This is a genomic window from Quyinboa ferrireducens, from assembly GCF_042436675.1.
GTDB lineage: Bacteria > Bacteroidota > Bacteroidia > Bacteroidales > UBA5342 > JBHJHP01.
This window is the reverse complement of record NZ_JBHMVA010000001.1, coordinates 114,594-127,261: the sequence shown is the minus strand read 5'-3', so window position 1 is coordinate 127,261 and position 12,668 is coordinate 114,594. Positions and strand designations below refer to the sequence as shown.

The following is a 12,668-nucleotide window of genomic DNA, read 5'->3' as shown; positions in this document are numbered from 1 at the left end:
TATTTTTTTGAATAAGGAAATAAAACGGACTTTTAAACTTTTTTTGCATTAGCTTAAAAAATAAAAAAGGATCCGGAATGTAATCCGGAATCCTTTTAATTGGAGAGTAATTCCCTGTGGGAAATTACAGTGAGTTATGATTCTTTACCAGGTTTTGCTGTCCGGGTTTAATTCGCTAATTATCAGTTTGCCAGAAATGCACTGTACATCCAGACCAGTTTTTCCTGCTCTCTGATGTAGTCACTCATTAAGGCATTTGTTCCTTCATCATTTGCTTCATCACTCAGGTCGAGAATGTCCCGCTGTTTTTTTATCAGTATTTCAAAACTATCTAAAACAGAACTAACTGTTCCCTGGGCATCGCTGACATTTTTCAACTCTTTCACTTCTGAATTTTCCAGATAGTCGCTGTAAGAGTGGACCGGAGTTTCTGCCAGAGTGAGTACCCGTTCTGCTAATTCATCAACTTTAATCAGCAGATCATTGTACAACTCCTCGAATTTGACATGTAATTCAAAAAACTTTTCACCTTTTATGTTCCAGTGAAATCCTCTTACGTTCATGTAAAATACCTGGTAGTTGGCCAGTAAATCGTTCAGCTTCTGTGATAATACAACTGATTTTTGTTTGTCTAAACCTATTCTGTTCATAATATTTCGTTTTTAGATTTTATGTTTTGTTTTTATCTGTTACAAATATCCGGTTTAAAACAATATCAATCAAATTGATAACATCTATCTTTGTATAGATAAAATCTATAATTATGACATTACAACAACTGGAATATGTAATAGCGCTGGATAACTACCGGCATTTTGTTACGGCTGCAGAAAAGTGTTATGTTACACAGCCAACGCTGACCATGCAGGTTAAAAAACTGGAAGATGAAATCGGTGTTCGATTGTTTGACCGGAACCGGAAACCTTTAATTCCAACAGCCGCAGGGGAGAAAATGATTATCAAGGCACGGCAGATATTGCGTGAGGTTGAAGAAATGAAGGCTTTTGTCTACAACGAAACAGAAATGCTGGAAGGCGAGTATCGCTTAGGAATTATCCCGACCATTTCACCGTATATTCTGCCACGGTTTTTACCGGGATTTCTAACTGAGAATCCCCAAACAAGGCTTAAAATTACGGAGTTGCAAACCGATCAGATTATTGATAAACTGAAAAACGGCATGCTGGATATTGCCATTCTTTCCACACCGCTCAACGACAAGGCCATCAGAACCATTCCATTGTATTATGAACCGTTTCTGCTTTATCTTCCAGATGATCACAAACTAAATAGGGTTGAAAACTTAACTGCAGACATGTTGAACCCTGAGGAGATACTCGTTCTGGAGGAAGGCCATTGTTTCCGCGATCAGGCTTTGGCTATTTGTTCCACAACGCTTGCCGGCAAAAGGCTTAATTTTGAATATGATAGCGGTTCCATAGAGGCATTAAAAGGTCTGGTGGAAAAAAAGCTGGGGTATACCCTGGTACCGGAATTGTCAGTTGGCAATAGGGCAGGATCAGTCTCTGCTAAGCGATTCAGCGAACCGGAGCCGGTAAGAGAGGTAAGTATTGTGGTTCATAACAGTTTCACTAAAGAGGCTCTGATTGATCGACTGCACAAATCCATTCTCGAAGCTATCCCGGATCAGTTTAAAAAGATGAAACACTATACACGGGTAAAGTGGAGATAGGATTAATGAGAAATTATCAGTGTAACTGTTAATTTAAAATAATATACCTGATCTAATACTTATTCCATTAATTCCAACTGTAAGTGGCTTATTACTTGTCCAAAAATCATCGTAAGTAATATCTAAAAATATTCCAAATTGACTGTTTGTATTATACATAAAACCTCCTCCAAATGAATATCCAAGTAGAAAATCGTTGATTAAATTAGATTCATCAGTTTCATTAATTTCAATAATGTTATCATCAAAGGATGTAACATAGAGGTTGGAATTATTTCTTAGATTAAATAATCCTGAAGGACCAGCTTTTAAATAAAAATGGTAATTTCTTAACGGTAAAGTAAATTTAAGATTAATCGGAATGTTTAATGAAGTTATATTTGCCACTAAATCTAAATCTACTTCTCTGAAATTATTGAATTCATGATATGAAAATGCATGTTTTGAAAAGCTCAATCCACTAAAAATCGATAAATTGCTAATAGAAATAGGTTGATCAATAAAAACACTAATATCATAACTTGGGATGTAATCGAATTTAAAGTTCATAATATCAATATCCGCTTCATCCACAATATATAATTTTATAGGATTATACCCAATAGATACACCATATCTAAAATGAGGAAAATACCTGGAATTGTTGTTATTATACCTTGAAATATATTTCGACATTGATCTTTTTGAATAATCAACATATTTTAAGTTTTTTCTAATATCAGGTTTCCCTTTAGTTAACTGAAATAATTGAGATTTAAAAGTGTTGTCAAGTTTGTATTTTGGAATTTCGAGTAATGTTGTATCATCAATGCTGATAAAAAATGTTTTAAAGTCTTTTTCTTTGTAATAAAAAAGAGTTATATCACCTGACTCAAGCTTCTGTAGAAACACTTTTTTTGTTGAGCCAGAAATACTAATTTTTTTTGATACAAAAACGCGTCCATCTTTAAAACCATATTCTTTTATCTCGGAAGGTGTAAAACGTAATATGGAATTGCCCTGCTTTACCTGACAAATTTTACAATTTATTATATCGTCACTATCTATGAGTTTCACTCCAATGAAAGCTGAGCTATCATTCTCATAGTAACTGTTTTGACTCAATCCCAAGATTGGGAACAATACGAAAAAAAGAATAATTATTTTAAGTCTCATATAGGTTGTTTTAAATCATATATAGTAAAGTCAGAATTTAATTGATTTAAATAAATAAGGTCAAAAATCATCAAGGAGTAAATTCATAAAAATAAGGGAGGTCCACTCTGCCGGAGCAATCCCCGTATCCCAGATATGCCTTATCTCCAATGACAAAATGAGCAACCTCATCTATACAGCGGGGAAAATCTTCTTTTTGAATCCATTTATTTAAATCGGGATGATATTCCCATGTTTCGCTATATGATGTTCCACCTCCAACATATCCTTTGCCGTTCAAAGAAAAACCATAAACATTTGATTTAGAAGGGAGTTTTGCAACAGGTGTCCACTCTTCAGTTTCTGGATTAAATTGCCAAAAACCGCTATTATAACTAGCTCCTTCTTTAATATACCCTTTGGAGTTTATAGAAAAAGCAAGTGCTTTATTAAGTGATACCTTTCCCGGAAAAGGATCCAATTCCTTCCAAACACCAGTCTTAAAATTATATTTCCAAAAATCGGATAATGGCCTATTCTCATTGAATCCAAGCCCAAAATATAAGTAATCTCCTATAACAAATCCCGATGCTTTGATCCGGGGTCCGCCTTTAAAATCAGTCAGTTTTATCCATTTGTCCTGTTGTGGATCATATTGCCAGAATTCATTTGTAATACTTACACTATACGATGAACCGCCAATGTTTTTTGTTTTCCTTCCGGTTATCATATATCCTTTTGCGTTATAACTAAACCCAAAAGCCATATCGAAAGCATAACCTTCAGGAAAATCAGATAATCTTTCCCAAAGATCTAAACCAGGATCATAGCGCCATAATTCTTTTACTCCAGTATTCCCTCCACTAAAATATCCTTTATTATTAATTGAAAAGGTTGTTGCATTTGCTCTGTTTTTAAAAGAAGTGCCTCCAAAATTGCTGACTTCCTTCCATGAATGTTTTAGAATAAAGGGTTTCTGAGAATAAGTTCTTTTGCTACCGTTTTTTATAGTGATAATTGGATTTTCATGTAACCATCTCGGGACAGTACAAATTATTAAACTATCAGAAACGTTAATAGTTTGTGCTCTTTTTTCTTTAAAGAATATTTCAGATTTACCATCATTGGTAATAAAACTTTTACCACTGATTTTAATAATTATGCCTGTGGTTCCGGTTAAAGGACTAATATTATCTATTAAGGGGCCAAGAATTGTAAATTTATTTTCAGGTTCTAAGTAACTATTTCCATAAGTAAACTTAAAGCTATAGTTCCCAATGAGGGTATTATGGGGTATATTGGCAATTATTGTATCTGTTTTTCTTTGTACGATTTGTAATTCAACATTATCTAAAAAAATATTAATATCAGTTTTAAAAAATCCTAAATTTTCAAATATGAAAGTAACCGGAGTATTATCATAACCAGCAGTTGGCAAGAAAGAAACTAATTTTGGTGTTAAGCTTCCATTACTGATAAATTTTTTCTCATTACTGTATAAAATGTTTTTGTCTGTAATAATAACCGCCCTTATATAATACCTTTGATTATCGATTAAACCTGTACTTATAGTTGTATTAAATGAGTTTTGCGATGGACTCCCATTTTGTATACTCTGATTACTTTTATTAAGCAAAGGATCTTTATTTTCATCCCACACAAATCCATACCCAGTTATATCCTGATTCCCAATGGATTTAATTTCAGCATTGATTTTAACTCCTTTATCAAATAATACAGGTTCGTCCAATAATAAATAGGGATAATCCTTTGGGCTAATTTCTGCATCCTTAATGCAATTTTGAAATCCCAATGTAACTACCAGTATCAAAACAAAGATATATAGATACTTCATTATTGAATTTTCCAAATAATTTCTTTCAATATCAAAAGTATAATATTTTTTTGTTAATCTTTAATTTGCAGTGCATATTGATGTAATTGTTTCATTGTTTAAGCGCAGCTTTAGTAAAAATATATTCCGGTATGTCCTGGTTGAATTTGATATCGGTGATTTCGAACTCTGTGCCTTCACCCTGTTTCAGCATATCTTTGTACACCATCTTCATAGGGAACCAGCGGCCATCAACCTTTCTGACATCAGAGAGCGTTGTGCGTTTTAGTAACTGCCCGCTTTTGGCATATAATTCTTCTTTTAAGGGAACAAAACGTTCGGTATCAATCCACATTACACGTTTGTAGTAAGCCACATCAGGCACATTGGCTATCATCTCCAGCTCGTAGGTATTGCGACCATCAATTTCTTCTTCCCCAATCAAAGCTGCATCGTAAATATCGGTCAGTTTGCGGTCGTCCATCATATCTTCGTACGAAAGGTCGGAACCCATTACACTTTGCCGTAACATATGGCCCGAGATCTGGATGGTTCGGTCCGTAGAAGGAGCGTAAATCCAAAGCTGATCTTCCAGCTTTAACATTTTAGTGCCTTCTTCCCGGGCCGGTGAAAGATATTCTGTAAAGGATTTTGTAGTCCCTACAGAATATGTTTTGGAGGTGATCGTCCGACTGGCTCTTCTGCCATGAATGGTCATGGACGATTCCATTACACGGTTATCTGATGACAGATTCTGATCCACTTTGTCGATGATTTGTTTTGCCGTCAGTTGAGCCTGCATCAGTCCTGGTGCAGAAAGAAGTACCAACCCGGCCAGTATAAATTTTATGTTTTTCATATCTAATAGTAATTTAATCTTGTTTCTCGATTCTTGTGTCTTGCATCTAATTAAACTTCCAGTTCATTAAATAGCCGTGCTGTTTGTCGCTTATAGATTCCAATTCCAGACAAAGCATTGCCCAGAACCATTGCAATTATACCCGGAATAAATCCAATATAGTAAGCTTCAGGAGTAACCTCTGTTCTGAAAACTGTTGGCAACATCATGCTGCTGCCCTGGAAATTAATGCCCAGATCCAGCCCGTTAATCTGCAGATAATATCCAACGCTCAGACCAATAATCGTTCCAATAACTGATCCTATCGTTCCAATAAGGGCAGCTTCATATATCAGTGATAGGTATATGTGTGTTTTATCTTCGCCAAGAGCCAGGCGTACGCCAAATTCTGTGTAACGCCTTAAGCCGCCCAAAAGGCCCATATTCCACAACACAATACTCATGGCCACTACAAAAATAAAGGTGAAAATAGTGCCCATCATGTTCATAGCCGTAATATAAACATCCATCCCGCTCTGATCTTTCAATTGTCGCATTTCAGGCGAAAATTCATCGTTAGGATTGTAATATTCGGCATTAAATTTTTCTTTAATAGCTTCGGCTCCATCCATATTGTAGCCATCTTTCATGAACCCCAGAATTTCACCGGAAGCATTCTGCATATCAAAGGCTTTCTGAGCATCGGTAATATCAATCAGTATAGCTCCTCTATCCAGTTGCTGGTTCCCGAACCTTACGGTTCCGCAAACTTTAAAATTATAAAACATCATGCTTCCATACATGGTAGATCCAAACAGGGTAACCTCGCTGCCTACACTTACATCATATTTTTCCGCAAACATATCGCTGATCAGCGCATCTCCAGGTTCTGAAGGCAGCTTTCCTTTAATAATGGACTTCGGGATATTCATGCGTTCTGCTTCTTTGCTTCCTTTTGAGAAAAAGTCTATGGCCTGACCAATGGCTGGTCCCTGTGCTCTGGTTTCTCCCTTTGCATCAGCTACATCAAGTAGTCCCCCGAATTTGGTGCGTTCAACCCATTCAACATCTGGAAATTCCTTATGTAATCTTTCGATTAATTTTTTTACGTCAAGAAGTGCAAGATCATTGGCTGCCATAGTACTTTCGGCATATGCATGCGTCGTTATTTTCAGATGACCGAGTTCATAATTCGCATTCATGTTTATCATATCGGAAAAGATACCTCTCATCCAGGTGCTAAGGAACACGGTTAGTGTTACTCCGAGTGCCACAATGATAATTGGGATTACGCTGCGGTTCTTATCTCTGAGTATGCCTTTAAATAAGAATTTTATCATTGTATTTTACCTTTAAGTGCTTCAGTTGGTTTGAGCCGGGCGATTTTACGTGCCGGAATAAAACTCACAATAGTAGCCGTTAGTATCACCAGTAATACGGTAGATACAATCAGTCCCAGTGAGAAGTAAGGATAAATCACATCAGACATGGCAATACCGATATCTGCGTCTCCCATGGGTAGCGGGAAGCCTTTGTTTGCCAGGTAATAGAAGACCGGTGTTCCGTAGATTGTAGTCAGTATGGCTGCAAATATGCTGTATGCTGTACCTTCTACCGTAAAGATCCTGACGACCTGCCACCGGGTCATTCCAAGTGCAATGTATGTTCCTATTTCTTTCTGACGCCTGAAGATCGACAAAACCTGTGTGTCAAAAATGGCCAGTAAAGCCAAAATCAAAATCAGTCCCCATAACAAAGAGGATCCGCCTTTTTTGGATTTGATCAACATGTCAATATCCTTAAAAAGGTAGTTCTGGTCCTTGAATTTCCAGTTTTCAATATCTCCTCCCGGATAACTATTGCCTGCAACAAAAATGGTTGCTTCATTTTGCATCCCGGTCATTTTCTGTAGTTTATCAAGAGGAAGCCAAATAATTCCTCCATCAACTGTAGGGACTATGGTTTCAAATACGTCCACAATTTTTACTTCACGGGCATCAAAGGTTCCGTTTTTGTCTCTCCAGCGCACCAACAGTGTCTTCCCTTTTTCAGTCTTCATTGCCCTGGCCATTCTCTTTCCTATTATTGCAGGGAGAAAATCTGATGTTGCTTCCAGTTCCTTTGTCGGTAATTCCAGGATCTTCTGTTCCGGATCAATTCCTTTCAGAAGAACCGTCATCATACGACCTTCGGGATAAACGGATGCCTGACTATACAAAATTGGCGTCAGCTCATCTTTCTTTATCAGATTATGAATTTCTGGTGATATGGGTGCGTGTGCATCCTGATAAGTATATACATCCAACGGATCAAAATCCGGGTGCCAAAGTTCGCCTTTGCCTACTTCCCATGCCTCAGTATCATGTTTTGCCTGAACATTCCATCCTTCAAACAAACCGTTATAAAAAATAATCAGGAAGAATGCGAATGAAAGCACACCAGCATTAAGCCAGGTGCGCAGGCCTGCACCCAGTAAATTTTTAAAAGCTAATCGTATTGCAATCATAGCAGTATATTTAAGGTTGAACCTTAACCTTTTGAGGTTTCATTATTTCATCACTGGCTACTTTGCCATCAGAGAGAGTTATTTTTCGTCTCAGGTACTGCATCACTTTTTCGTCATGTGTAGCAAAAATGAATGTTGTTTGAAGTTCCTCGTTCAGTTTTACCATGGTTTGCAGTATATGGTGTGAATTCTTTGAGTCCAGATTTGCGGTTGGTTCATCAGCCAGTACAATTTCCGGTTTTTTCACCATGGATCTTGCAATGGCTACCCGTTGGCTTTCTCCGCCTGAAAGTTGTGAAGGCTTTGATTTTACTTTATCCGTGAGTCCGACCCACTCCAAAGCTTCCATTACCATTTTTCTGCGTTGTGCACTTGTCAGATTTTGTAAAAGCAGAGCAAATTCTACATTTTCGAAGACCGTATAAACCGGAAGAAGATTATAGGTTTGAAAAATAAAACCGATGTGCAGGTTTCGTAGTTTAGCCGATTGTTTATGGCTCAGGTCTGAAACCGATTGTCCTAAAACTGCGGCTGAACCTTCAGAAGGCACATCCAGGGATCCTATAATATTCAGCAGGGTTGTTTTTCCAGATCCGCTTGGCCCGACCAGCCCGGCAAATTCTCCTTTGCCAAAGCTCAGATTTACATCTTTTAAGGCTGTAAACTCACTGTTTCCTGCCGGAAACTTTTTAGTGAGATGTTCAATCGTGATGATTTCCATAATATATTAGTTTAATGTCTTTCCGGTTGTTAATCCGGTATCTGACGATTGTTTCAGTTTTAATGATTAAATACCAGCATCAGTTGTATGCCTTTCCCTCCGAAAATATTCGTTGTTCCACCCTGAAGCGGCACGTTAAAATTCTCAGGATTCCAGTATGCCATAACATAAAGTGTCAGTTTATTGAACTGCCTCTGGTAGTTGATAAAGTTATATGCATTGTCGTTGTTCCAGTCATAATACATGATGGCACTGATTTGATCAAATATCCCAATGGGATACGATAAGGAAAGCAGTGAGAACGTCGCTGTCTGGTTCATGGCAAAAGCCTTTTCATCAAACGAAAATACCAATTGTTCAAATGCGGCATACAAGCCGCTGCCAATTCCAAAAGTGTAGTCAGCACCGGCATTAAAAACTTCCTGATTTTTGAGCCATCCCAGATCTGCCTGTTTATTAATCCATGATCCTTCCACCCAGAATCCGATGACATAATCCATCCTGAGATCGAATCCAAATCTGTTTTCCGGTATTTTTGTAAAAACGGGCAGGTTGTAATCTGTTAAATTTGCTGTGCTTGCAAATCTGTGATGATAGGTGATGCCGGATTCACCCGACAGAACCGGAAACTGAAAACGGCCACCGAGTTCAGGATACCTGGTATTGGTTTGAGCCTGTTCCCAGCCTTTTGGGTTTTTATTTCCGGCTAATCCCCACAACCAAATGTTGGCATTGTTTAAAAAGTAATACCGTCCTAATACTCCCCACACGCCATCTGTTAGCTTTAAAGGATCACGCGGATCAATCTGGTCGAACCACATCAATGGTCGAAGCATGGTGGCGGAGCCAAAATTGATCTTTTGGAGACCTGCCCGTATTTCGAGCTGAGGTGTGCTGTAGCGTATCCAAGCACGGTATGGTTTTATTTTTCCGTCGGTTTCAGCATCGGTAAACGGATCAATAGAGGCGGAGCCAAACATGTTCCCTGACACTTCCAGATCCAAAAGCCTGTTGTTTTTCAGGTTCAACCGGTAATTGATTTGTGGTAAATACCTGCCGCCAATCAAAAGAGACTCTTCGTTGGATGGGTTGTAATGCAACCATGATATTGCCTGTCCTCTGAATTCGAAAGTTTTTTCAGAATCCTGCGCATTAACTCTTGTAAAAAGAAATATGCTGACAGTAATGGTTAATATGATAAATAGTTTATTCATCTTTCCGGGGAATAATCCCGTAAAACATCAGGTTTATGAATTCCATAACAATATTTTGTACATTGCCGTTATACATTGCAACCAATTGAGGATCAGAGATCATCTCGGTCATTTTGTTGCTTAGGTAAAAAATAAAATCAATGTTGACGTTATTTCTAATTGCACCTTTTTTTTGTGCTTGTAAATAATTATCTCTTACCATATTTACCATTCTTACAGTAATTTCGTTGAAGAAGGTTTTTAGTTCTTCATTCCAACCTGAATATACATCTGCAACAAATGCCTCACTTATGTTAATGGTGCCTTCAAACTTCATTCTGACCTGTTCTTTTATCTTTTCTTCAAATGCAATGTCCTGTGACATCAAGGTCTTGTAATCCTTTTCAGCTTTTTCAAAAATGCTTGAAATAACAACTTTTGCCAGTTCAATTTTATTAGGGAAGAATCTGTAAAAGGTCATTTTGCTAACTCCGGATTCAGAACATATCTCTTCAATGGTCACCCTTTTGATGCCGAATTTCCAGAAGAGATCGTGTGCCGTTTCAACAATTTGTTTGTATTTCGGATTTGATTTATGGCTTGACATTTGGTTTTTATTTTTACAATGATGGTACAAATATACGAATATTGTAAAATAAAACAAATATCGTATAATTATTTTTGATTCGTATGATAATATGGAAGCCATAAAATGATGCAAAATCGTACGTTTATGTCTGAGTTTTTTAGTTAAAAATTTATATATTTGTTGTGTAAACATGTGTAAGGTTGTTTAATGATATGGAGAAGTATTTGTCAATTAGTCAGGCTGCTGAAAAACTTAATGTAAGTTCTGAAACCCTTAGAAGATGGGATAAAAGCGGAAAATTTAAAAGTATACGGCATCCGATAAATAATTATCGGGTTTACTCCGAAGTACAGGTGGTGAGTCTGGTAGAAGAGCTACAGTTAGAGCTACAATATAAGCCTGTAAAGGCAGATGAAACTATAAAGCCTTACTTTTCAGCACAATATGGGAATCTGTATAATTATGACGCCATAAAGTATTTAAAACAACTGGATTCTAATTCTGTTGATCTGATTTTTGCCGATCCACCATATAATATTAAGAAAGCAGAGTGGGATACATTTTCTTCTCAAAATGAGTATGTTGAATGGAGTATGGAATGGATATCTGAGGCTCACCGGGTGTTGAGAAAAACGGGATCGCTTTATGTTTGTGGTTTTTCGGAAATACTGGCAGATATTAAATGGTCTGCATCTCATTTATTTAAAGGTTGTAAATGGCTGGTTTGGTTTTACAGGAACAAAGCAAACCTTGGTAGCGACTGGGGCCGTTCACACGAAAGTATTTTGCATTTTAGAAAGTCAAAAGATTTTATTTTTAATATTGATGACGTAAGGATTCCATATAATGAGCATACTTTAAAATATCCAAAAAGAACTCAGGCTGAAACCTCTCAATATTCAAATGGTAAAAAGGATTATGTATGGGAGCCCAATCCTTTAGGTGCCAAACCTAAAGATGTGTTTGAGATCCCAACCATTTCTAATGGTGCGTGGGAGAAATATCCTCATCTTACACAAAAACCAGTGGAATTACTTAGAAAAATAATCCTGTCTTCTTCAAATCAAGATAGCTTAATACTGGATCCGTTTGGTGGTTCAGGTACAACCTATGCTGTGGCAGAAGCTTATAAAAGGCGTTGGTTAGGGACAGAACTTAATCTTGAATACTGTAATATTATTAAGGAAAGGTTGTCTGATCAGGAACATATTATCAGAATTCTTGGAGCCAAAGATGAAATGGAATCCAATAACAGAAGAAAAAAGTTAAGAGGCTAGAAGTTCATTCAATTTACCGGTTAGAAGCTCTGAAAATGTACTTATATAAACATTGTAAGGTGACTTAAGGGCTGTAGGCGGAGGGTCAAGATAATAAACACCTTCCAATTTCGTCAGAAACTCGGTATACACCATAAATAATCCCGAAACAAGCGTAAAACCGATATTATTTTCTTCTTTTCGTTGAACATCGTTTAAGAATATTCCAATGACTTTCTGCGGATGTTTGACAAACCGTTCAAGCAATAGTTTGTCGATAAACATTTTACCCATCCTATCTTTTGAAGTCGTTTTGATGGAAACAACGACTTCCTTTTCATCCAGAGATTGCGATGTTGACTTAACTTCATTATACGGGGAAATAACAAGATCGTTTTCACATTTATATGTTTTAGTTCCTTCATCTGTCTCGTAAGGTATTTGCAAAACGATTTTACTATTTGATATTCCAATTTCAGTAAAAATTACACGTATTAATTCTTCAAATCTGTTTCCGACATGCTTCCTGGCACTATTTGGATTTACCAGTAAATCAAGTCCTGCTCCAATAGATTGTTGAATGGTATAAACTACTTTATCAATAGTAAGTTTTTCTTCATCAGTTACGTCTTCTTTGTTCTTTATTTTCAGAAGTACATTATTTAATAGTTCAACAGAATTGCTAAATGTTTCAGGTTCAGTAATAAAAAGTCTGCGGTTAATTGGTCTGACATATTTTAGGTTTCCTGCCTGATTTGAACATAGAATCAGATAATCTCCTTTCTCTTCACTATTGCTGATTACATTAGGAAAATAGTTCAGCACACGCAATGAAATTTCTTTAAATTCTTTGATGCTGTTTTTAGGTTTTTGTAAATCTTTATCTAATGGAAGCATTAATTTC

Annotated in this window: 12 protein-coding genes; 2 read left to right on the top strand and 10 right to left on the bottom strand. The window is 36.8% G+C overall.

Going from position 1 to position 12,668, the window contains the following annotated elements; genetic code table 11:
• Positions 1-182: 182 nt before the first annotated feature.
• A complete protein-coding gene (locus ACE01N_RS00560; RefSeq protein ID WP_380583756.1) occupies positions 183-650 on the bottom strand; it encodes a Dps family protein in 468 nt (155 codons plus the stop codon).
• 113 nt (positions 651-763) lie between these two features.
• Here ACE01N_RS00560 and ACE01N_RS00555 point away from each other — a divergent pair, with 113 nt between their 5' ends.
• Complete coding sequence (locus ACE01N_RS00555; protein WP_380583754.1) at positions 764-1,693, top strand: LysR substrate-binding domain-containing protein; 930 nt, start codon at positions 764-766, stop codon at positions 1,691-1,693.
• Between the two features lie 33 nt (positions 1,694-1,726).
• Here ACE01N_RS00555 and ACE01N_RS00550 read toward each other — a convergent pair whose 3' ends face one another.
• From ACE01N_RS00550 to ACE01N_RS00515, 8 genes are all read right to left on the bottom strand, one after another.
• Complete coding sequence (locus ACE01N_RS00550; RefSeq protein ID WP_380583752.1) at positions 1,727-2,848, bottom strand: porin family protein; 1,122 nt, start codon at positions 2,846-2,848, stop codon at positions 1,727-1,729.
• 70 nt (positions 2,849-2,918) lie between these two features.
• Positions 2,919-4,682: an IPT/TIG domain-containing protein gene (locus ACE01N_RS00545; RefSeq protein ID WP_380583750.1), complete on the bottom strand. Its 1,764-nt coding sequence runs from the start codon at positions 4,680-4,682 to the stop codon at positions 2,919-2,921.
• A 91-nt stretch (positions 4,683-4,773) separates the two neighbouring features.
• Entirely contained in the window at positions 4,774-5,520 is a 747-nt protein-coding gene (locus ACE01N_RS00540) for an outer membrane lipoprotein-sorting protein (protein ID WP_380583748.1), read from the bottom strand.
• Positions 5,521-5,570: 50 nt separating this feature from the next.
• The gene (locus tag ACE01N_RS00535) at positions 5,571-6,839 is read right to left on the bottom strand and encodes an ABC transporter permease (RefSeq protein WP_380583746.1); all 1,269 of its coding nucleotides are present in this window, start codon (positions 6,837-6,839) and stop codon (positions 5,571-5,573) included.
• Positions 6,836-8,005 (bottom strand): ABC transporter permease, encoded by a 1,170-nt coding sequence (locus ACE01N_RS00530; protein ID WP_380583744.1) that lies wholly within the window; start codon positions 8,003-8,005, stop codon positions 6,836-6,838. Before ACE01N_RS00530 ends, ACE01N_RS00535 begins: the two co-directional genes overlap by 4 nt.
• A gap of 10 nt (positions 8,006-8,015) precedes the next feature.
• Positions 8,016-8,726 (bottom strand): ABC transporter ATP-binding protein, encoded by a 711-nt coding sequence (locus tag ACE01N_RS00525; RefSeq protein WP_380583742.1) that lies wholly within the window; start codon positions 8,724-8,726, stop codon positions 8,016-8,018.
• Positions 8,727-8,785: 59 nt separating this feature from the next.
• Positions 8,786-9,940 carry a hypothetical protein gene (locus ACE01N_RS00520; protein WP_380583740.1) on the bottom strand — a complete coding sequence of 385 codons (1,155 nt, stop codon included), beginning with the start codon at positions 9,938-9,940 and terminating at the stop codon, positions 8,786-8,788.
• The gene (locus ACE01N_RS00515) at positions 9,933-10,526 is read right to left on the bottom strand and encodes a TetR/AcrR family transcriptional regulator (protein WP_380583738.1); all 594 of its coding nucleotides are present in this window, start codon (positions 10,524-10,526) and stop codon (positions 9,933-9,935) included. The genes ACE01N_RS00520 and ACE01N_RS00515 overlap by 8 nt, the downstream gene beginning before the upstream one ends.
• Positions 10,527-10,720: 194 nt before the next feature.
• On the opposite strand from ACE01N_RS00515, the gene ACE01N_RS00510 reads away from it, so the two are divergent.
• On the top strand, positions 10,721-11,785 hold the full coding sequence (locus tag ACE01N_RS00510; protein ID WP_380583736.1) for a DNA methyltransferase: 1,065 nt from the start codon (positions 10,721-10,723) through the stop codon (positions 11,783-11,785).
• Here the strand turns inward: ACE01N_RS00510 and ACE01N_RS00505 are convergent.
• Positions 11,774-12,661 (bottom strand): hypothetical protein, encoded by an 888-nt coding sequence (locus ACE01N_RS00505; RefSeq protein WP_380583734.1) that lies wholly within the window; start codon positions 12,659-12,661, stop codon positions 11,774-11,776. The two genes, ACE01N_RS00510 and ACE01N_RS00505, sit on opposite strands and share 12 nt — an antisense overlap.
• Positions 12,662-12,668: the final 7 nt, after the last annotated feature.